24 protein-coding genes are annotated in these 21,416 nt (G+C 33.4%); 18 read left to right on the top strand and 6 right to left on the bottom strand.

The genetic code is table 11. The features are described from left to right. Nucleotides 1-524 precede the first annotated feature (524 nt). Nucleotides 525-698: a hypothetical protein gene (locus ACVWXS_RS22340; RefSeq protein ID WP_456960202.1), complete on the top strand. Its 174-nt coding sequence runs from the start codon at nucleotides 525-527 to the stop codon at nucleotides 696-698. A gap of 401 nt (nucleotides 699-1,099) precedes the next feature. Here the strand turns inward: ACVWXS_RS22340 and ACVWXS_RS22335 are convergent, their stop codons facing one another. Next, nucleotides 1,100-2,266: a hypothetical protein gene (locus tag ACVWXS_RS22335; protein ID WP_456960201.1), complete on the bottom strand. Its 1,167-nt coding sequence runs from the start codon at nucleotides 2,264-2,266 to the stop codon at nucleotides 1,100-1,102. A gap of 268 nt (nucleotides 2,267-2,534) precedes the next feature. Here ACVWXS_RS22335 and ACVWXS_RS22330 point away from each other — a divergent pair, with 268 nt between their 5' ends. The 3 genes from ACVWXS_RS22330 (at nucleotide 2,535) to ACVWXS_RS22320 (ending at nucleotide 4,216) form a co-directional block, all read left to right on the top strand. Beyond that, nucleotides 2,535-2,723 (top strand): transmembrane Fragile-X-F protein, encoded by a 189-nt coding sequence (locus ACVWXS_RS22330; protein ID WP_456960200.1) that lies wholly within the window; start codon nucleotides 2,535-2,537, stop codon nucleotides 2,721-2,723. Nucleotides 2,724-2,742: 19 nt separating this feature from the next. Further along, nucleotides 2,743-3,399, top strand: a complete 657-nt coding sequence (locus ACVWXS_RS22325) for an HAD family hydrolase (RefSeq protein WP_456960199.1) — start codon at nucleotides 2,743-2,745, stop codon at nucleotides 3,397-3,399. A 121-nt stretch (nucleotides 3,400-3,520) separates the two neighbouring features. Beyond that, nucleotides 3,521-4,216: a potassium channel family protein gene (locus ACVWXS_RS22320; protein WP_456960198.1), complete on the top strand. Its 696-nt coding sequence runs from the start codon at nucleotides 3,521-3,523 to the stop codon at nucleotides 4,214-4,216. 189 nt (nucleotides 4,217-4,405) lie between these two features. Here ACVWXS_RS22320 and ACVWXS_RS22315 read toward each other — a convergent pair whose 3' ends face one another. Further along, a complete protein-coding gene (locus tag ACVWXS_RS22315; RefSeq protein ID WP_374967574.1) occupies nucleotides 4,406-4,981 on the bottom strand; it encodes an LOG family protein in 576 nt (191 codons plus the stop codon). Nucleotides 4,982-5,058: 77 nt separating this feature from the next. Here ACVWXS_RS22315 and ACVWXS_RS22310 point away from each other — a divergent pair, with 77 nt between their 5' ends. Both ACVWXS_RS22310 and ACVWXS_RS22305 read left to right on the top strand, forming a co-directional pair. Beyond that, a complete protein-coding gene (locus ACVWXS_RS22310; RefSeq protein WP_456960197.1) occupies nucleotides 5,059-5,376 on the top strand; it encodes a MazG nucleotide pyrophosphohydrolase domain-containing protein in 318 nt (105 codons plus the stop codon). Between the two features lie 24 nt (nucleotides 5,377-5,400). Then, nucleotides 5,401-5,844 carry a GNAT family N-acetyltransferase gene (locus ACVWXS_RS22305; RefSeq protein WP_456960196.1) on the top strand — a complete coding sequence of 148 codons (444 nt, stop codon included), beginning with the start codon at nucleotides 5,401-5,403 and terminating at the stop codon, nucleotides 5,842-5,844. A 47-nt stretch (nucleotides 5,845-5,891) separates the two neighbouring features. Here ACVWXS_RS22305 and ACVWXS_RS22300 read toward each other — a convergent pair whose 3' ends face one another. Then, nucleotides 5,892-6,356 (bottom strand): NUDIX domain-containing protein, encoded by a 465-nt coding sequence (locus tag ACVWXS_RS22300; RefSeq protein ID WP_456960195.1) that lies wholly within the window; start codon nucleotides 6,354-6,356, stop codon nucleotides 5,892-5,894. Nucleotides 6,357-6,466: 110 nt separating this feature from the next. Here ACVWXS_RS22300 and ACVWXS_RS22295 point away from each other — a divergent pair, with 110 nt between their 5' ends. From ACVWXS_RS22295 to ACVWXS_RS22260, 8 genes are all read left to right on the top strand, one after another. Next, nucleotides 6,467-6,964: a hypothetical protein gene (locus tag ACVWXS_RS22295; protein ID WP_175401815.1), complete on the top strand. Its 498-nt coding sequence runs from the start codon at nucleotides 6,467-6,469 to the stop codon at nucleotides 6,962-6,964. 203 nt (nucleotides 6,965-7,167) lie between these two features. Further along, nucleotides 7,168-8,031, top strand: coding sequence for a GNAT family N-acetyltransferase (locus ACVWXS_RS22290; RefSeq protein WP_456960194.1), 864 nt, complete (start codon nucleotides 7,168-7,170; stop codon nucleotides 8,029-8,031). Between the two features lie 100 nt (nucleotides 8,032-8,131). Further along, entirely contained in the window at nucleotides 8,132-8,683 is a 552-nt protein-coding gene (locus ACVWXS_RS22285; protein WP_456960193.1) for a GNAT family N-acetyltransferase, read from the top strand. A 165-nt stretch (nucleotides 8,684-8,848) separates the two neighbouring features. After that, complete coding sequence (locus ACVWXS_RS22280; protein ID WP_456960192.1) at nucleotides 8,849-8,977, top strand: hypothetical protein; 129 nt, start codon at nucleotides 8,849-8,851, stop codon at nucleotides 8,975-8,977. Between the two features lie 428 nt (nucleotides 8,978-9,405). Then, the gene (locus ACVWXS_RS22275; protein ID WP_456960191.1) at nucleotides 9,406-9,813 is read left to right on the top strand and encodes a GNAT family N-acetyltransferase; all 408 of its coding nucleotides are present in this window, start codon (nucleotides 9,406-9,408) and stop codon (nucleotides 9,811-9,813) included. Between the two features lie 139 nt (nucleotides 9,814-9,952). Next, complete coding sequence (locus ACVWXS_RS22270; RefSeq protein ID WP_456960190.1) at nucleotides 9,953-10,429, top strand: NUDIX hydrolase; 477 nt, start codon at nucleotides 9,953-9,955, stop codon at nucleotides 10,427-10,429. Nucleotides 10,430-10,596: 167 nt separating this feature from the next. Further along, nucleotides 10,597-11,046 carry a hypothetical protein gene (locus tag ACVWXS_RS22265; RefSeq protein WP_456960189.1) on the top strand — a complete coding sequence of 150 codons (450 nt, stop codon included), beginning with the start codon at nucleotides 10,597-10,599 and terminating at the stop codon, nucleotides 11,044-11,046. Nucleotides 11,047-12,004: 958 nt separating this feature from the next. Further along, nucleotides 12,005-13,768 carry a M60 family metallopeptidase gene (locus ACVWXS_RS22260; RefSeq protein ID WP_456960188.1) on the top strand — a complete coding sequence of 588 codons (1,764 nt, stop codon included), beginning with the start codon at nucleotides 12,005-12,007 and terminating at the stop codon, nucleotides 13,766-13,768. 197 nt (nucleotides 13,769-13,965) lie between these two features. On the opposite strand, the gene ACVWXS_RS22255 is transcribed toward ACVWXS_RS22260, so the two are convergent. Then, nucleotides 13,966-14,337: a hypothetical protein gene (locus ACVWXS_RS22255; RefSeq protein ID WP_456960187.1), complete on the bottom strand. Its 372-nt coding sequence runs from the start codon at nucleotides 14,335-14,337 to the stop codon at nucleotides 13,966-13,968. Between the two features lie 556 nt (nucleotides 14,338-14,893). Here ACVWXS_RS22255 and ACVWXS_RS22250 point away from each other — a divergent pair. Further along, the gene (locus ACVWXS_RS22250) at nucleotides 14,894-15,670 is read left to right on the top strand and encodes a class I SAM-dependent methyltransferase (protein ID WP_456960186.1); all 777 of its coding nucleotides are present in this window, start codon (nucleotides 14,894-14,896) and stop codon (nucleotides 15,668-15,670) included. A 158-nt stretch (nucleotides 15,671-15,828) separates the two neighbouring features. Here the strand turns inward: ACVWXS_RS22250 and ACVWXS_RS22245 are convergent, their stop codons facing one another. Beyond that, complete coding sequence (locus ACVWXS_RS22245; protein ID WP_374967093.1) at nucleotides 15,829-16,227, bottom strand: glucosamine 6-phosphate synthetase; 399 nt, start codon at nucleotides 16,225-16,227, stop codon at nucleotides 15,829-15,831. Nucleotides 16,228-16,589: 362 nt separating this feature from the next. On the opposite strand from ACVWXS_RS22245, the gene ACVWXS_RS22240 reads away from it, so the two are divergent. After that, nucleotides 16,590-17,378, top strand: a complete 789-nt coding sequence (locus ACVWXS_RS22240) for a DeoR/GlpR family DNA-binding transcription regulator (protein WP_456960185.1) — start codon at nucleotides 16,590-16,592, stop codon at nucleotides 17,376-17,378. Nucleotides 17,379-17,686: 308 nt separating this feature from the next. Here the strand turns inward: ACVWXS_RS22240 and ACVWXS_RS22235 are convergent, their stop codons facing one another. After that, nucleotides 17,687-18,637: a LysM peptidoglycan-binding domain-containing protein gene (locus ACVWXS_RS22235; protein ID WP_456960184.1), complete on the bottom strand. Its 951-nt coding sequence runs from the start codon at nucleotides 18,635-18,637 to the stop codon at nucleotides 17,687-17,689. A gap of 201 nt (nucleotides 18,638-18,838) precedes the next feature. Here ACVWXS_RS22235 and eutH point away from each other — a divergent pair, with 201 nt between their 5' ends. Together eutH and ACVWXS_RS22225 are read left to right on the top strand one after the other, a co-directional pair. Then, on the top strand, nucleotides 18,839-19,411 hold the full coding sequence (gene eutH, locus ACVWXS_RS22230; protein ID WP_456960183.1) for an ethanolamine utilization protein EutH: 573 nt from the start codon (nucleotides 18,839-18,841) through the stop codon (nucleotides 19,409-19,411). Continuing rightward, complete coding sequence (locus tag ACVWXS_RS22225) at nucleotides 19,395-21,173, top strand: aminopeptidase P family protein (protein ID WP_456960182.1); 1,779 nt, start codon at nucleotides 19,395-19,397, stop codon at nucleotides 21,171-21,173. Before eutH ends, ACVWXS_RS22225 begins: the two co-directional genes overlap by 17 nt. The last annotated feature ends 243 nt before the right edge of the window (nucleotides 21,174-21,416 follow it).

The following is a 21,416-nucleotide window of genomic DNA, read 5'->3' as shown; positions in this document are numbered from 1 at the left end:
ATGACGGGTAAGACAAATCGCTTAAATCAAAATCAAAAAATGGTATTTAAAAATATGGCGTCGAAATATAAGACCAAGATAGCGCTCATGATTAAAAATTCACATAACAATCTTCATCTCCGTCTGGGTCAAAATATCGGAAATCTCTTATTCCGTGTTTTTCCAGTAAGTATTCTTTTACTATTTCTATACCTTTACCGAAAATAGGAAATGGAGAGCTTCCGAATCTAATAATATGGGATTCTTCTTCATCTTTATCATCATAGTGAAAATCGACATTCCATCCTGTTTAACAAATCAAATAAGTTCCATCGTCTCTTAGTCCCGTTCAGTTATTGCTTCAATGAAAAATATATAATCTAATAGATAAGGGGAGTAATAATATCATTTTTGAATTTGATTTTTGCCATATCTAGGTAATTTTTATGGATAGTAAGATGCTTAAGTACAGAGAGGTGAAATGAATTGTTTGAAATAAAATATGAAATCTTTAGGAGGATGTAGAAGAATTAAGAGTTATGGATATGTTGACATTTGATAAAGAATACAACCAAATTTATGGTTCTTTTACCTTAACATTCGGAGGACACGATTTTATTCCGTACCCGCCTGATCATATCCCGTTGTCAGCTAAAAGACTTTATTCTGAACTGATTCTTACTTACTTTGAATTATTAAATGAGGCTGTTACATTATAGATCATCACCATTATATCGCTATAAAATATATAGAAAATAACTCTACTTGGTTAGAATTACAGGTTGAAAAAGATTGCATCAAAGTAAGTGAATTGGAATGTGAAATAGGACCTTCATGGAATAGTCTTATTTGCACAGAGGAAAAATACTTTACAGATGCTAAATTTGGATCCTTTCATGATATCACGATGTTAAAAGAACAGTTTGAGAATGAAGTGAAGGAAAAGACTCAAATGTTTATTGAAGAAATAAAGTGTATGAATCCAATGATAGTAGAATCGAAATTTTTTAAGCGTATTTTTTATTATTCCGCTAAGATGCTTTAGTCGAGTAACCAAAAGAAAGGGGGTATCTCAAAAGCCATTTTACAATGACTTCTGAAATACCCCAAATACCATTACTTATTGAGCAAGATATTCTTGGCCGTTAATTGTTACTTTAGAAGCGGAGATTAGAGTGTCTTTATTTGCTTCAAAATATGGGTCTAAAATTTTGTAAAATGCTTCCCATTTTTCCTGAGCTTTTTCAACATCCTCTTTTTTATCAAGGGCTAAAGCTTCTTCATAAAGTGATTTTAATTGCTTTTGATCCGCTTCACTGATTTTAAATTCGAAGTCAGACATGTATTCTTCAAATGTTACTGGTTTGATGAACTCGCTAATAATTTGATCGAATTCACCCCATAGTTTTTCAGACAACTCCGTATTTTCCTCTTTATCTGCTTTTAGAATATTTTCATAGATAGGTTTTAGTTTGGCTAAAGTTTCAGTAGGGATATCTAATTCCAAGCCTTCCATGAACTCTTCAAAAGTTTGTGGTGGATATAGTTCATCTAAATATGGTTGAAGGATTTTATAAAATTCATCCATTTTTTCAGAAGCTTTTTCATCATCACCGTTTTTTAGGAGCTTTACCCATTCTGCATAAATAGGTTTAAGCTGTGTAATATCGTTTTCTTTAATAACGATATTTTTCTCTTTAAACCCGAAATCTTCTATATACTCTTCAAAAGTTTGTGGCTGCCAATTAGCCAAAATATAAGGTTTTGCAATTTTATACATTTCTTCGTGAATCTTTTCTATTTCTTCATATTTCTTTTCAATCTCTTCTTCAGTCGCTTCTTTTTCTATTTCAGCAGACACTTCTTTTTCTAACTTCTTGATGTCATTAAACATTTTTTCTAATTTTGTTAAATCTTCTTTAGTTACCTCTTTAGGCAATTCTTTTTTAAAAACTTCAAACGTGTAGAAGTCTGAATAACTCTCTACAACACTACCTTCTACAGAAATTTCCTGTCCTTCTACTAAGTTCATTTTTTCTAGCTGTTCGGCAGAAAATTTATAGAAACTGATAAAGTAATTTTTACCATCATTTCCTTTAAGGTTCATTCCATCGCCGTAGATGTCTTTAATTGTTCCTGTAATTTTGTGTTCAAGTTGAACAGTAATACTACTACTACTATTTGTTGTTTTTATTTCTTCAGCTCCTGCTGAAAGTGGTGTCAGAACAGCAATTCCTATTGTTAGTGCAGATGCAAGCATCCAAGTTTTTTTAATTGGTTTGTTCATATTTATTTCTCCTTTTATTTTTAAAATTGGTTGTTACCAATAATTAGACGATTTACCATTTGAAAAAGTTCGTCGTTTTAGAAAAAAAGTTAAAAAGTAAAAAAGGTGAGTGGATGAAAAGACATATTTCATGATTGGTGCTTTAATAGTTGTAGAACAAAAAAGCTTAAGCATTCTAATTTAAGTACAGACTTCATCATAAAGTCTGAGGCATAACGAAATTCAGGCATTCATTGTAGAGACTTTATATTTGACAGGTGGTGTGAACATGGGAGTCGCTGAAGTATTAACAATTGTCTTGGTCGTATTAAAGCTTACAGGTGTTATTGCATGGTCTTGGTGGTTAGTGCTATTACCAGCAATCATTTCCTTCAGTATTTACATATTAATTTTCGTGATAAAGCTAATAACGGTCATAATTACTGCGGTAGCTGTGAAAAAACGTAAAGAGGTGTAGTGAAAGGGGATAAAGGACATTGATTAAAGCGGTAATATTTGATTTAGATGGAACATTGTTAGATCGTGATCGTTCTGTACGTTTATTCATTGACCAACAGTACGAGCGATTAAAGCCACATCTGTCACATATTTTAAAGGAGACGTATGTTCATCGCTTTATTGAGTTAGACAATGGAGGCTACGTATGGAAAGACACAGTTTATAAGCAAATGGTTGAAGAATTTTCTATTGAGCTTTCTCCAGAAGCATTGTTAGAGGATTATTTACAACAATTTAAACATCACAGTGTTCCATTTGAAAACTTGCATAGTATGTTACACAATTTGAAAAAGCAAGGCTTCAAACTTGGCATCATTACAAATGGTTGTGGGCAATTTCAATTAGACAATATACGGGCATTAGGGATTGAAGATCATTTTGACGTGATTCTTATTTCTGAATGGGAAGGCATTAAAAAGCCGAATGTTGAAATATTTCATCGAGCACTATCCAAACTAGGGGTGTCAGCAAACGAAAGTATGTACATAGGAGATCATCCTTTCAATGATGTGGAAGCAGCTAAAAAAGTAGGAATGGTGGCTATTTGGAAAAGAAATGATGGATGGCAAAGTGTTGAAGCGGATTACATCATTGATCATTTAATTGAAATTCAAGACATTTTAAAAGTTTTGTAGGCAACCCAAGGCGTTTATCCTGGTAGCAAAGTATATAGAGAGGATGGATAAAAATAGTTGATCAACACACTTGATATGAAATATATGACTATTAAACTATTTGATATAGGCGGTAGATTTAGTGAAAAAGCTTGTAATTACATATGAAATTTTTATGATTGTTTTAATCCTTATCTCGGTAGCCCTGGCTCTCATGTTTGATAAACGATTTGTAATTTTTCAACAAACTATTTGGTTCATTTTCGTAGTGGATTACATTGCTCGTTTTGCACGAGCAGAAAACAAGTGGCACTATGTTAAGAAACATCCCTTAGAGTTAGTAGCTTTAATTCCTTTCGATTCCCTTTTAAGAGCAGCTAGACTCGTACGTATATTTAAAGTTCTTCAATTGCTTGGTATTAGTTCACGTTATTTAAAACCGTATTATGCGGTGTTAAGAACGAATGGATTAGACACAGCTTTCAAGTTTGGTGTCGCAATGTTATTTCTCATACCAATCCCGATTGCTATAGTTGAACCGGCGATTGAAACTTACGCTGAAGCGTTGTGGTGGGGTTTGATTACAATTACTACAGTTGGATATGGAGATATTGCGCCTGTTACCGTAGTAGGTCGATTAATGGCTGCTGTATTATTAATGGTAGGGCTTGGGATTATCGCTATATTCACATCTGCAGTGACTAATTATTTTAGTAATAAACCTAAAGATTCTCGAGATAAGCAAGTTATGAAAGTAATTCAGTCGATTGATGAGATTGAAGACATAACAAAAGAGGATATTGAGTTTATCCAGTTATTCTTGAAAAGGAAATTATGACTATACGCGAAAGGGTTACTCATCGGAAGCACCTATAGAGTCATACTTTATTTAATAAGACACCTCAATTCAACACGAAAAACAGCTGATAAACATATTTCAGCTGTTTTTTGAGTATGTAAGATAGTAAAGCATTTTTATTAAAACCAATACAATATCTTATAATTTTAAGCCCTTTTATCGATCTAATCATTTACTAGTTTGATATGTTTTAACTGCAGGAGGGACATACGCTGCACATTTGTCCAAAAGCGCTACAACGTCTTCATCTACAAGCAATGCGTTTCGATATTGGGCTTGTAAAAATTGTTCGTTTTGCATATGGTCAAATAACCCAATGAGTAAATCGTAGTAATGATTAATATTTAAAATACCGCATGGCTTTTGCAGAAGGCCAATTTGATTCCATGTGAATACTTCGAAAAATTCTTCTAACGTACCAGGGCCACCCGGTAAAGCGATAAAGCCATCAGCTAGTTCCATCATTTTGCTTTTGCGTTCATGCATTGAATTAACGACAATAAGCTCTGTTAAATGTTTATGTGAAATCTCTCGTTCCTCTAGCAAAGTAGGGATCACGCCAATCACTTTACCGCCTTCACGAAGAACCGTGTCTGCAACTGTACCCATTACACCTACACTAGCTCCACCATAAATTAAGGTAATATTACGTTTAGCTAATTCTTTTCCTAAAAGAATAGCCCCTTCTTTATATGCCTCAGAAGCACCGATGCTCGATCCGCAAAACACTGCAATACTATTCATCATCTTTCCTCCATAACTGATTATTTTCTTATATAGTATAATTTAATTTTAAAAGGAAAGAAATGGAGGAAGATGAAATGGAATTAAATGAATTTCAAAAATGGGTGAAAGATTACTATGATACACGTGGTTGGTCTGATTTAAGTATATTTACGCGTATAGGCTTTCTTGCTGAAGAAACAGGGGAAGTCGCAAGGGCTATACGAGCATTAGAAATTGGGAGAGATCGACCAGATGAAAAGGTCAATTCTTATGAAGAAAATAAGCAAGAGTTAGTAGAAGAGCTTGGAGACGTTCTAGGAAATATAATTGTGATAGCTAATAAATATGATATTGCACTTGAAGAAATTTTCACAGCTCACCAGGAAAAGCTAGTGGAGCGTTATAAAGAATAAAATCTGTATAGAGAGGGGATTCATATGGATTATCAAGTAGAGGTATTATTAGAAAATCACGTTGACTTTACTACGTTTTTAAATACAAAGTTAAAAAAGTACAATGATGAACATTCACCGTATCATAAAGAAAGTAGACAAAAAGGTTCTGTACGTCCTTTAAACTTAATCGTCACAGATCACCAACACCAATGGATTGGTGGTATCACTGCTGAGGTTTATTGGGGATGGGTGGAAATCAACAAGTTTTGGTTTTGTAAAGAATACCGTGGAAAAGGAATTGGTGGACAGCTACTAGCGAAAGCTGAAGAAACAGCTAAGCAAATGGGAGCTACAAAGGCACTGTTAACTACATATGAATTTCAAGCACGCACGTTTTATGAAGCGCGAGGCTATCAGGTTGTAGGAGAAATAAAAGATTATCCTCCAGGAAGTAGCTATTACACAATGGTAAAACATTTAATTTAAGGTTAGAGGGCTGTCACATTCTTTCTTTATGACAGCCTTTTGTTTTATTAATTTATATCTCCTAAATAGATGGGCGTGGCTTGACCGCTATCATACTGCTGGAGATACTTTTTTAATTCTTTTGGGTAAAGTCGATAATTAGATAAATCCTCAATCGTTACCCATTCTAGTCCAATTTGATGACTATCAGGATTTGTTGGCTGAAAGTTCGTGTCTTTTCCCTGTGATAACTGACAAACAAAATAAAATTCCGCTTGATGAGCATCAAAATCGAAAGCTGCATGCTCATGGTTTTTCCCGATATATTCCCGAATAAATAGTAGTTCTCCGATTTCAACCGAGCAACCAATCTCTTCGATACATTCTCTTTTTAAAGCAGTGTGAAAAGTTTCTCCATGCTCCTGACCACCTCCAGGAAAAAGATAAAAGTAGCCTTCAGTGTCTTTATTTTTTGTCAGTAAAATTTTGTTTTCTTCTACTATTAATGCTTTAATGGAATTCCTAATATGCATGTATATCTCTCCTAAATCAGATTGGGTAATGAAAATATATGGCTTAAAGATGACTAAAAAAACGCCCGAATGTCAAACTTATAGAAAAGGGGAGATTTAGTGTGTACTCTATGTCAAATTTTAAATTACTCGTTGAAAAGCAGGCAGAAATTGATACTATTTATCAAAATTGCGATACATTAATACAAAATAATGTAACGCCAAAATTAGATGCTGAAGTTAATACATTTCTTGATAGCATAAATAAAAAATTAACAGAACAAGGTTTTACAATAACTGTAACATCTACGGGACTAATTGCCAATTATAATGAAGCTGTTATTAATGTTGATAAGTCTTCGAAAAATCTAGAAGAATGTTTTTTCATTAATTTAAATAATTACGTGGAGGATCAAGTTTCCATTAAGCTCGACATTTCGGATTCAATGCTGCCGAAAATATCTAATAATCTTGATGGCTATTCTGATATGATCGAGCAAATGACCGATACGTTGAAGCAAGCAAAAAGTCTCGAAAAAGCCTGTACTTCACCAAAGTTTATTTATAAAACCAAAAATAATATCGTGTTAAATTCTGCGGACGAGGCCGTCAATTACTATTTTCAGTAAAAAGGAAGCGCTAATGATTATTTGGATTGGAGGCTGGGCGACTACCTTGGGCTCATTTGACACCTAAGGAAAGCGGTCAGCCAGAACGGAAATCAATCTTACGTTTTGGTGTTGAGTAAAAATTTTCTGGAAATTCCACTTGAATAGAATAATCTATACATATAAAGTGGAAACGAATGTTCTTTTGAGGAGGAATAAATGAATTGAATACATATAATCCATTACAGTTAGTGTTATTTGATGCAAATGATATTCCAGGATTAATAGCTCTTTCTGACTCTGTCGGGTGGGATTATGAAGAATTTGATATAACAACGGTTATGTTGTCAGGTAAAATATTTGGTCACAAAAATGCTGAGGGAAAAATTGTATCAAGTGCTGCCATTATTACATATGAAAGAAATTTAGCTTCAATTGGCATGGTCATTGTTCATGAGAATTATAGAGGACTCGGTCTAGGTAAATTAGCTACTCAAAAATGTATTGAAAGTGTTTCAGAACACACAGCAATTATGCTCGTCGCGACCAAAGATGGTGAGCCTTTATATAAGAAAATGGGCTTTACCACAGTTGATTGTGTTCATAAATATCTTGCAGACCATTATAGCGGGACGCATAGCTTAGCTTCAAATGAGTGGACAATAGATGATTTTCGTGAGCAGGACTTTGCCGATATTGTCAGCTTAGATGCGGCAGCCTTTGGAGATCAAAGAAGTAATTTTCTAAGGAATAGGCTAAAACAATCTAGGCGTTGTATCGTTGTGAAAGACCATCAGGCAAATATTATAGGCTTTGGCATGTCAATTGCAGGGCCAATCAATCTAATTTTAGGTCCTATTGTGGCGCCAAATTCACAAACGGCTACCTATATTTTAGATGCTTTAGTGAAAGACCATCATGGAAAATTAAGAATGGATGTACCATCTGGTCATTCTGAATTCACTAAATTTTTAGAGCAAAGTGGCTTTGAAAAGGCAAATACACCTCCAGTTATGATTCTTCATGCTGAAAAAATGCCAGCAAGAAATAATACGCTATTCGCCATAGCCGCGCAAATTTTTGGATAAAACCTATGAGTGCATCATTCTATTGGATGTGCTCTTTTCTTATTTTTTAAAGGATTTTAATGGAAATATAGAGAAATAGATAGTAAAGGGGGAGAATTGAATGTTTCCTAATTTAGAGACAGAAAGACTTATTTTAAGAGAGCTTACACAGGATGATGCAGAGAGCATTTTTAAGTGTTTTTCTAATGAAGAAGTCACTCGCTATTATGGACAAGAGCCATTCCTAGAAATACAGCAAGCAGAAAATCTAGTAAAATTATTTTCAAAGAGCTTTGCTGAAAAAAGAGGAATAAGATGGGGAATTGAAAGAAAAGGAACGAATGATATAATCGGAACAATTGGCTTTAACGCTTGGTCGCCAATATATAAACGAGCAGAAATCGGTTATGAAATTCATCCTGATTATTGGAGAAAAGGATATACGTTAGAAGCGGTTACCGAAATTGTATCTTACGGCTTTGAGCAGATGGGGCTGACCCGTATAGGGGCTGTTGTCTTTATAGAAAATGAAGCCTCAAATAAATTACTAACTAAAATTGGTTTTCAAAAGGAAGGGATTCTGAGAGATTATATGTATCAAAATGGTCAAGCGCACGATACTTTTGTCTATTCATTTTTACAAAGAGATATGGAAGGTGCATTTTCTCGATAATAGCCTAATAAGCTATGAAATATATTTTCACATCGATAAATACCGTTAATTGGATAATAAATGATAACTTAGAAACAGTTTTACCCTTTCTTTTTCGGTTAAAGTACTATTAAGAATTTAAAAATCTTATAGTGATGAAAAAGTAATATATAAGGGGCTTTGAGTATGGAAATAGAATATAGTACAGCTTATTTTGAAAAGTTGGATTTACTAGAAATTCTATATGCAAGGCAGGCAGCGTTAAAAGAAGCTATACCAATGGACAACCTCAGCAAAAGTCATTTGGAGCGCTGATGTTGTATTGAAAAAAAGATTGATACTTGTTAAAAAAGTTCGTTACTTGAAAAAAAGATTATTACCGCTGTAGCTTTGTAAGAAGGATGGATTATTTATAATAAGGTTGATTAAAATCATTTCTCCTCTATAGATTTCTTAGAGGAGAGAATTTTTTTATTGAATGTCTATGTTAACGTCACTTTAGTGTGTGGCTTTGTAATAAAGTTTGTTCATTTATAATAAAGTTTGATTAAAACCATCTCATCTTTATAGATTTCTAAAGGTGGGATGGTTTTTTGTTGGATATTTACATTAATATCACTATAAATTTTGTGAAGAAGTGTACTTAAACTAACGGAGGTTAATGGAAAAATCTGTATTAAAGAAATATATAAATTAAAGTGTTGATGTTAAACTGGAATAAACAAAAATTCAGAGGTGATTATATGGAAAAATCTATACATTATACAATAAAACCCCCTAATGACTTTGAGCAATTACTAACCTTATATGAATCTTTAGGATGGAATTCACTTAAATTAACAATTAATGATTTGGAACAAATGTGCAATCAAAGTTGGTATGCAATTTATGCTTTTGACGAAAAACAATTAGTGGGTATGGGACGTGTTATTTCAGATGGTGTAATTACTGGGATAGTATGTGGGCTGTGTGTTATACCAAGCTATCAGTCTGAAGGAATCGGCAAAGAAATGGTGAATCGAATAATTCAACATTGTGAGCAAAATCGAGTGATTCCTCAACTAATGTGTGTAGAAAGTTTGGAATCCTATTATGAAACTTTTGGGTTTAAGAAATTTTCCATTGGAATGACAAAAAGTATAAATCGTTAAATCTAATTTGTTATTTCACTAAATGGGGTACTTTACTTCATATAAGGAGTAGAGCCTTTTTCTACTTAAACTAAAGTAAGCAGGTTGGTTGAAGAAAGGTCAAATATATTTTAAGGTTATTTTTGGGAGGAGATAAGCAATGAGGGCACCTTATCAAGTTTTGGTATTTCCTTATATAATCACTGACAATTCTATTGAATATGCAATTTTTAAGAGAAGTGATTATGGATATTGGCAGGGATTAGCTGGTGGTGGAGAAGAGGGTGAGACTCCTATTAAATCAGCTAAACGAGAAGCATATGAAGAGGCTGGTATTACAAGAGATTATCCATATATTGAATTAGATTCTATGTCTTCACTACCAGTAGAAGATGTAGTTGGGAACTTCCTTTGGGGAGAAGATGTTTATGTATTAAAAGAATTTTCTTTTGGTGTTAATGTTCCTACAAAAGATATATCTTTATCAAAAGAGCACCTCAACTACAAATGGTTATGTTTTGAAGAGGCAGTAACGCTTTTGAAATGGGATAGCAATAAAACGGCGTTATGGGAATTGAACAAAAGGTTATTAAATCGGATTAACACCAAGCAAAAGTTTGTGAAAGAAAATACTTAAGCTAACGAGTGCTTTACTTCAAGATGGGATTCCACAGAGTCCCATCTTTTTCTTCTTCAATTAACAGGGCAGGATAGATGTAGAAAGGTTCCATTTAATATGGAACTTTTACTAATATTACCCCGTCAAACGTTATAGTCTAAAAAGTTTATGGAGAATACAAACGAATGGTAGGTAAGAAAATGTTGAAAAAGCTTATATTACCGATAATTTATGTAGCTGAATGGATTTTATTCTTTTATGTTCTTCTCTGTGTCTTTGTTTTCAATATGATTAGTTTCTCTAACATTATTTATACGGATATGCCTTGGGAAGAGCCGATTACCTTAACATCATCCTTCATAAAGCCATCGCTTGTAGTAGTAGGAATAGGTTTGGTGTGTTTCTTTTATATAAGGTATTTAACTGGTAATAGAGCCTATAAAAGATTCAAGGAAGTCATCTGGGGAGTGGTATTCGGCTTAAATTCGTTAAGCTGTGTGATTTGTTTAAGTATTATTTATGGATTTGATTTGAATAATGATGACGGGATTTTACTACTAATAGTTACACTAGTTAGTATCGTGCTGACGATGCAAATTATTATGAAAAATAATTATGAAATGAATTCAAAGTAAAGTGGCTGAATTGGGAATGAGAAACTTGAAAGATATAATCCTTTGTCTTGTAAATACTTTTATGTTATTTGGTATTCGGTTGTTTGCTTCTATCTTTAGATTATAGAGAGTGTGATTTTCTAAATGCAAATCATAAAGTTTTTATGAATTTAGTAACAATCTTTTTTTTGAAGCTACAGCTGAACAAATGGAAGCGGCAATTTCTAAGTTAAATCAGGAAATTCGAATTCTTGAGCTAAACATTATCCAATCCGTAGATACAAAATAAATTAAATTCAAAAGACTCATGCAAAAAATAATTATTGCATGAGTTTTTTTGTTGAGAATTTATGTACATATTCTAATACACATTCAAAAACGATAGAAAACTCGGCGGGTGCTTGATTCATAAAGTTAATGTTAGAATGGTTACAAAAATAATTGTAATATAATTTTTTGAACGTAGAAGATGATTCTTTTAAGAAGTTAACGGCTTTTTTATCTTACAATAACGGGAGCTTTATTTTAAGATTCGAAAATCGGAATTAAACAATTTTTATTATCTATTTTTGAACAATATTAATTCAATTGATCACTATTTAAACACCTTTAAAACAGCATTCTACGTAGTGTATTTAGTAAATCTTTAGTTTTATTTGAGGAGAAATAAATGATTTTATTAGATCTATATATGAGTTCTAGGACAAAGCGCCTGTAAAAAAACAATAATAAGGGGATAGCTCGTATGTCTAATCCTTTATTCTTATATAAAAATAGTTTTTACGCCTAATTAAAACAAGATTTTTGAGCTTTAATAATTATTGTTAGGTGTTACTAGTAGTGTTAGAGTAAATAAAGAATTAAAACCGTCTTTCCCTTCTGCACAAAGGGAAAGACGGTTTTAATTCTTGTAATTTTATCACTGGTAGCTTTTGTTTTATCGATGTCAAAAAAATCTTGTGATATAAGGAGAACTTATATGTTAGAAAAATCAATAAAAATATTTGCAACTTCTGCTATTTTAACAACTGCACTATTTACACCTATCATGACAAATCATGCAGTTGTTCATGCTGAAACAGCTGCTACGCAAACCACAGCTCAATATGAACAAAGAGAATTTGATCTTCCAGGTACAGGGAGTTATGAGGAGGAAGCAGAAAGAGAAAGAAGAGCACAGCAAAAAACATTCACTCCAACTGGAATCTATGTAAAACCAAATGAACAAGTTACAATTGAAGTATCAGGATCACAGCCAATTAGAGCTATTATTGGTACACATGGATACGATAAAGAATGGGGTAAAGAATCTACTCTTGTTCCGGGCTCTAATACCATTTCCTCTCCGAATGGTGGTTTATTAGGATTTGATAACTATCAAAATACAGGAACAATTCACGTGAAAGTAACACAAGGTGGAAGTCATGTTCCATTATTTGAATTAGGGAAGCATACGAAAGAAGACTGGATTGCTATGATGAATACATACCCTGATGCACATGCCGTCCAACTAAAATCAGAGAAAGCAGTACTTACTGTTACTCAGGCTAGTGCTAGAAAATATATCGTAGATCAAGACCCTGTTCCCTTACTAGAGAAATATGATGAAATGATTCGAGCACAAGATAAGATATCAGGATTATCTGAAACAGACTCTAACCCTTTACATCGACCAACTCGCCGCCTTTGGGCTTTTGTAGAAAACCCTAACAAACCAGATTGGGGGATGTATGCATCTCTTGATGGAGGCTTTTTTACTACTGCTGGGAACGCAATCGAAAGTGCTTTGAATGTAAATAAGTTTGGATGGGGACAGATGCATGAAGCAGGACACGCAAGACAACAACACCCGTGGACGTGGAATGACCTTAGAGGTATGACTGAAGTAACGGTTAATCTATATTCTTTAGCTGCACAAAAGCAATTATTCCCAAATGAACCAACACGTTTGGAAAAAGAAGGGGATTATGAAAGAGCCTTTCAATACTTAAAACAAACAGATAAAGATTATAAAAATATTGACGACTTGTTTGTGAAGCTTGTGATGATTTGGCAACTTCAATTAGCATATGGCGATGATTTTTATCCGAATATTCATAAAATATACCGTGAATTACCCGAAAATCAACTTCCAAAAACGGATGAAGAGAAAATACAAGCATTTATTTATAACACATCCAAAGTAGCAAAACAAAATTTGCTTCCGTTTTTTGATCAATGGGGACTTAAAGCATCGGCAGAAACTAGACAGAATATAGAGGCTTTACATTATCCAACATTAACTGCACCTATTTGGGAAGCGACTGATACTAGACATATTTCGTTAAACACATTATCTAAAGAAAACATGAAGGTAATTGCAAGTAGTGAAGAATTAGGTGTGGAACCTGCAACGAATGCGATTGATGGAAGAACTAGTACGATTTGGCATAGTAAATGGAGCGAGCAAAACAAATATCCGTTCAATTTAACGATTGATCTTGGCGATACTCGAACGATTACACAACTAGCATATGTTCCTAGGCAATCTGGACCGGCAAATGGTCGTATTCTTAACTACAACATTTACACAAGTCCAGATGGTGTTAATTATCAAAAAGCAACTTCTGGAACATGGGAAAGTAGCACGAAACAACAATTTGCAACATTTGATCCCGTACCTGCTAAATATGTGAAATTAGAGGTCGTAAATGGAATAAATGGATACGCCTCAGCAGCAGAAGTAGATATTTTAGGCTATTAATTTATCAATAAAACGAAATAGACGTTATCCTTTCTATAGAGTTAATTGTTTGTGTAATTAAAGGGGTTGCTTATTTATTGTTCGGGTAACCCAAAAGCTATCATCTTTTTAAATTATATATTTTTAAGCAAAAAACCAGGACTCACTTTATTGATGAGTACCTGGTTATTTTGTGCTTATTAAGGTCTATATTTTGATTAAAGCGCCATTTCTTTTTGAGTGAATAGGGAACCTGCTGCTAAAAATACCATAGCTGCTACGTTAATGACAAGGGCAACAATATTTAAAAAGTCATTTGTCTGCATAAATACAATAATCAGTGATGTTACTGCGACAAATAATGGAATTACTTTATTGATGTTTGTGACTAATTGTAGCTTGTGGTAATGTCTTAGGATGAAATAAATACCTATTAAGATTGGTGCCGTTAGGAATACTCCTAAATATCCCCATGCATCTTCAATAAACCAAGGGAAAATGGGCATACGTGAAGTAAAGATAAAAAGATTTAATAGGATTGTTCCTACTAATAGGCTGTTTAATAGAATGACTTTCTTGTTTTTTTCCATGTTAATTGCTCCTCTAAAATTTAAATAGTATAAACTTTCTTTTTTCGTAATCTCATTTCAAGGTAATTTTCCCCAAATGTTTTTCCTTTTTGACATCCGTGAGCTAGTGCTGCTTCGACCAATAAAGTGATGTTCTTTTTCAACTTAACCAGTGTCTTTATAGAACAGTATCTGATTGTTGTTGAGAATATCTTTTTTTTAGATGAATTAGTCGAACATTCTTAGAGACCAAATCTTTTTTCAAATAACATTATTATTAATCAAGGTAACCTTTAGTGTAATTTTACACTGTAAGTTACCTTTGTGTAAAGGTTTATTTTAAAGGTGAATATTAACATTTAATAACGGTAGTTTATGTCTCAATAGGGGGATTTCTTAGAAAATGCCTTATATTTTGCAGCTTTTTATGCATATGAAAAACTAAAATCATTAGAGTGGATTTATATCAATAAGGATAGCTTATCGAAAATTATAATTAACATTAATTTTACTTATGTTTTATAATAGGTGTAAAATATAGATAACAAAAATATCCATAAAGAAAAGAGTGATAAAGATGGGAATTGATTTTCACAATAAGGGCAATCAAACTTCTTATACAACTCGACGTGCTGACAATTCATGGATGGAAACCTTGAAAGAACTTGTCCCGATCACGAGTATTTCTAAGGCTGCAGATATCGGTTGTGGTGGAGGAATTTATTCAAAAGCATTAGCAGATATGGGTATACCATCTGTGATCGGCGTGGATTTTTCGGAGGCAATGCTCGTAGGGGCAAAAGAAAATTGTAAAGACTATCATAATATTACGTTCAAACAAGGGAATGCGTTGGATACAGGCTTAGAGGATGACAGCTTTCAGTTATTACTTGAACGAGCTTTAATTCATCATATCCAAGATTTAAAAACTTGTTTTCAAGAGGCCTATAGAATTTTGGAGGATAAAGGGGTCTACATTATCCAAGACCGTACACCAGAAGATTGTTTATTAAAAGGTGATGACTGCCATATAAGAGGTTATTTCTTTGAACGTTTTCCAAAATTAAAAGAACAAGAAATTAAACGCAGACATAGTAGCGACCGAGTAGTTGAAACACTGAAGGAAATAGGATTTAGCGAGATTAAAGAAGTAAAACTATGGGAAACCAGGGAAGTGTATGAACAGAAAGAGCAATTATTAAAAGATTTAAAGGAAAGAACAGGAAGAAGCATTTTACATGAATTAGACGATGAAGAATTAAATGCATTAGTGACTTATATGGATAAGTCAATTTCAATAGAAAGTACTATAGTTGAAAAAGACAGATGGACCATTTGGAAAGCGGTAAAATGATTAATTGATTTCCGAAAATGAAGGTTCTATTTCAATTTTTGGTAGATTCAATCCGTCGCTTCGGAGATTCAATCCATCACCTCCGTACTGTTAACGGACTGTTTAACTTAATCTAAAAAGCTCTCGTTCTGATCATTACACGAGAGCTTTATCTTCATTTATTCGCCTGATAGAGCTAAAAGGTATTTGTCCCGATCCGCTTCCTCCTGCATTTTATTGTCGACCAGCATGGCACCGTACCGCACATTAGTCATGTCACGGTCAACTAAAAATTGAACATTCACCTTTTCCGTTTTTTTATTAACGGGACAATCACCTTTAAATTCAACAACATCTTGTCCTTTTTGTGTTTCAAAATACACCCAATACGGATTTTCACAAGCACTTGCAAAGCCCGATTCTATCGTTTTACTACTATTTTCAAATGAATAGTTTTTAACATATGTAATATATTCATTATCTGTAATGTCCTTTTGTGGACCATAAAAATACCAAAATACCCCTAAAATACCGATTGGCACAATCCACAGTATATTTCTTTTGCTTAATTTTCCCATATTTCTAGCCCCCTTTATTAGTATATTTTATCATCTTTATACTAATTATTGCTAGCTTACAATAATATTTTCTGTTTAATGATTTTATCTTGTCGTGAATGGAAGGGGAGAATATGAAGGAGAAGGTAGTCGTTTTATAAAGATTTAGCAAGAATAAATTTGATTTAGTTCGAAATGAATGATTTCAACTTTTCTCAGAGATTTTTTAAAGGAATTGTAAATGAAATGTTTAAAAGGTTAAGTATTTATAGGAAACTTTCATTTGCTGGGTAACTTAATTACAATAGAACTAAGGATTAATACATTTTTGGTGAAGAGCCTTTAAGGTTAAAGTATATTGTGGAATACAAAGAGGTGTTATGATGAAATCTTATACACAATTTGAGCGAAGAAAATACATACTTGATGAGCTAGATCAATACAATCGTGTGATGGTCAATGATTTAGCAAAAGTGTTAAATGTTACGACAGAAACCATCCGAAGAGATTTAGATTTGTTGCATAAAGAAGGTAAGCTAACGAAAATACACGGTGGAGCTCTAAAGAAAAACGATCATACCATGGAATTATTTTTTAATAAACGTCGCAATGAAAACATTGATAAAAAACGTAGTATAGCAATGGCAGCAAGTAATTTGGTAGAAGATAATGATATTATTGCCATTGAAGTTGGCACAACGACGATGCAAATATTGGACTATCTATATGACAAAAAAAACCTCACTATTTTGACAAATTCCATACCTGCTGCGAATAAAATTATTGAGCTTAAGGAACAGTATGAGTCATTTGATTGCAAACTGATAGTAGCTGGTGGAATGTTAAATACAAATTCATTAGCATTATCGGGTGATATGACATTAAACTTACTTGATCATTTTACGGTGAATAAATTATTTGCTTCTTGTGATGGAATTTCATTGGAAAAGGAATTAACATGCACGTATATTGAGGACGCTCAAATATTTAATCGATTAAAGAAAAATGCAAGACAAGTTGTCATGATGGTCGATGAATCAAAATTCAACTTAATGAAGTTTTATAAAAGTGGGAGTTTTGATGATATCGATCTATTATTTACGAATGCTAAGCTTGATGCAGAATGGCAAAGTGCTTTAATAGCAAAAGGTGTTGAAATAATAACCGTTTAGAGGGAAAGAACATCCAACTGCCAAGAACCGAATTCACTTTACGATATCGATAATGTAATACATTGCAAAGGGATGGGCGAAACAGTCGGGGGCACATACCAATTAGATGGGAACAAGGCTGACGAAGTCGAATAGTTTCATCTATTAAATTGCTAATCAGGTTAGTTATATAACATTTATTGATTTAAAAGAGCTAAAAAAATAAGCAAAAAAGGACCAAATCTGGTTCTTTTTTGCTTATTATAAGGATTCAAAATCACCTTTTTGTATATATATGAAAGCCTAAGAATAGGCTGGAATTAGAATTGTTAGTTTAAGATTGTTACCTTTAATTTTTTTACTCCAAAATTGATTGCATCCTGTTGAGAAGGGAAAAAGACATCGATTCGATTTCCTTTAATGGCTCCGCCTGTATCCCCTGCAATCGCTTCACCATAGCCTTCTACATAAACTTTACTACCAAGTGGGATTACAGCTGGGTCAACTGAGATGACCTTTGCATTTGGGTTTGTTTTAAGGTTAATTCCAGTAGCGGTAATACCGGTACATCCCTCACATGAAGCCGTATAGGCTGAAGCTTCCACTGTAATTTCCTTTGCAGCAGTATTACTTGTTGATGAAGCAGTTGCTTCAGGTGTATTACCCTTTGCAGCAGTATTACTTGATGATGGAGCAGTTGCTTCAGTTGTACGATCCTTTGCAGCAGTATTACTTGATGATGGAGCAGTTGCTTCAGGTGTACGATCCTTTGAAGCGGTATTACTTGTAGATGGAGCAGTTGCTTCAGGTGTACGTTCCTTTGAAGTTGTTTTATTTGTTGATGGTGCGGCTGCTGAAGTTGTAGTTCCCTTTGATTCATGTGCTGCAGGCATTATTGGTTTCTCAGTTACAGCCGTATTACTAGTTTTCAAACCATCAAAGATGAATAGTTTTAAACCTGGATGAATGGAATCAGTATGTAATTGGTTCCATTCTTTAATTTGCGAAACGGTTACTTGATGATCTAGGGCTATGTCCCATAATGTATCACCTTGTTTAACGGTATATTGTTGTGCAATGGTTAAGACATCCCCGGGGTGAATAAGGTCGGTAGTAAGATGATTCAACGTTTGGATATTTTCTACAGATGTATTATTTGCACGTGATAGATCCCAAAGGGTATCTCCTTTTTGTACAGTAATCGTTGCAGCTTGAGCATTAGCACTTAAAGTTGCCGAGAGCATTGCAACTGGTACAATTGATATAATTTTTTTAAGCATTTTTTTATCCTCCATGTTCTTGGTTGCTAATTCTAAATAATCGTAACATAGATTTTTCTGAGAAAAAGAACAAGGAGATGTTAATTCGTTTACGTCCATGTCAATTATATTGCAATAATATTGCTAATATTAAACGATACTATCTCCTAGATGAAGATACCTTATCTAAAGTATGTTCTTAGGTTTAATGCAAAAAAGACAGTGAAAAGTCTAATTTTATCAACAGAAAAAGTTTATAATGTATTTGGAAAGCTTATAGTGAGTTTGAGTACTGTTGGATTACTTTTACAAGGTATAAATGTGATATTTGGTGTAAGGCTTGTCTCAGGATTAGCACCACTTTCTGAATCTACTGTTATAGTAGTCAAGATTGCACTTGTTTTAGGGGGAGCAAATCCCATGCTAGCACTTATTAATCGGATTTTTAAAAATACTTTTGAAAAAATAGGGGAGAAGTTTGGGATTAATTCAGTCTCAGTAGCAGGTATTCTAGGAAGCTTAGCTAGTAATTTGTTGATATTTGGAACATATAAGGAAATGAATCCTAAAGGAAAAGTGGTAAGTACTGCCTTTGGAGTAAGTGGAGCTTTTGTATTTGGTGGTCAACTTGGTTTTGTGTCAGGAGTAGCACCAGAAATGATAGGCGCATTTATAATATCAAAGCTTACGGCCGGAATAATTAGTATAGTAATAGCTGTATGGCTGTATGAGCGTGAAAGTAAAGAATTTAGTCTTAAAGAAAATGGAGGTATTAGTTATGAATATCAGAGATAGAGTCGAAAAGTTAAGACAGCTAATGAAAGAAAATCAAATGGATGCTTATATAATACCCAGCTTTGATGCACATCAAAGTGAATATGTAGCAGAACATTGGAAATGTAGACAATGGATATCAGGATTTACAGGGTCTGCAGGTACTGTAGTTATTACATTAGAGGATGCTGGGTTATGGACAGATGGCAGATACTATATTCAAGCTGAAAAGCAGCTTGAGAGCTCAGGAATCAGATTATTTAGAATGATGGACCCAGGGGTACCATCTTATACAAAATGGTTGGCAGATGTTCTTAAAGAAGGAAGCAATGTTGGCTTTGATGGAAATGTTTTTTCGATTGATATGGTTAAAAAGATGGAAAATGATCTAAAAGCAAAGGGAATCGTATTAAAAATGAATAAAGATTTAATAGGTGATCTGTGGGAAGATAGACCGGAGATTCCTAAAGGACCAATTTTTACGCATGACGTAAAATATGCAGGCAAATCACGAGTTGAAAAATTAAATGAAGTAAGAGAAGAAATGAAAAATAAAGGAGCAAATTATTATATTTTAACTTCTCTTGATGACATTGCATGGCTTTTGAATATAAGAGGGGCAGATGTGCCTAACAATCCAATTGCAACAGCTAATGTAATCGTAGCAGAACAAAAATGTTACTTATTTATTGATTCTTGCAAGGTTTCCCCTTTGATTAAATTAGAACTGGAAGCTGAGGGAATTGAGTTAAAAGCGAGTGCTGAAATACAAACATTATTAGGAAATCTTTCAAACGGAGATGCTGTTATTCTTGATACAAATAAAACAAATATCAGATTATATAATGCTATTAACAGCAGTACAAAGAAAATTGAAAGCCCTAACATCACAACTAATTTAAAAGCTATTAAAAATGAAGTTGAGATAAAAAATTTAAAATGGTGTGAAATAAAAGATGGTTTAGCCATGGTGAAATTTATTAAATGGCTAAAAAACTCTGTAGATAAAACAGAAATTTCAGAGATTATTGCAGAAGAAAGATTAGAAGATTTCAGAAGAGAGCAGGAAGGATTTGTTGGACCTAGCTTTGATACGATAGCAGGTTATAAAGAACATGCTGCGATGATGCATTATAAAGCTAATAAAGAAACCCAATATACGCTCAAGAATGAAGGTCTTTTTTTAATTGATTCAGGTGGACAGTATTATGATGGAACAACAGATATTACAAGAACGATTGTTTTAGGAAGACTTAGCGATGAACAAAAAAGAGATTTTACTTTAGTGTTAAAAGGGTTTATTGCTTTAAGCTCAGTAAAATATTTATACGGAGCAACAGGCTCAAACTTAGATGTTTTAGCAAGACAACCAATTTGGCAGTATGGTTTGGACTATAAATGCGGGACTGGACATGGGGTAGGTTTTTTCTTAAATGTTCATGAAGGACCACAAAGCATAAGGAATGATCATAATAATGTTATTTTAGAAAAAGGCATGATTATTACAAATGAACCAGGAATATACCTCGAGGGTAAATATGGAATTAGAATTGAAAATATGATGTTAGTAGTTGAAGACGAGAAAACAGAGTTTGGTCAATTTATGAAGTTTGAAGCAATCACGTATTGCCCTATTGATTTAGCCGGTATAAATAAAGAGATGTTAACAGAAAGTGAAAAGCAATGGTTAAACAATTATCATCAAGAGGTATACACAAAACTAGGTCCTTATTTAAATGAAGAAGAGAGAGTATGGCTTAAAGAAGAAACTAGGGAAATCTAAATTGATATTGCCAAATGTAAGTAATATTTATCGACTTAAAATATAAAAAAACAATGGGCTTTATGCAGATTCCTTTAAAGTACAAGTGGAAAATATAAAAGAGACATAAAAAGATACACATTTAATTGTTAGACATAGTTGTTTCATTGTAAGCCCGAAATATAAAAAAATAAGCGCACCTTCTCAGTACGCACGACTAATGGCCATCTACCCTGAATTTTTTCGGATAGATGGCTATTTTGC

The organism is Lysinibacillus sp. TE18511 (assembly GCF_054062295.1).
The sequence above is the reverse complement of the archived record's forward strand: the minus strand, read 5'-3'. Positions and strand labels throughout refer to the sequence as shown.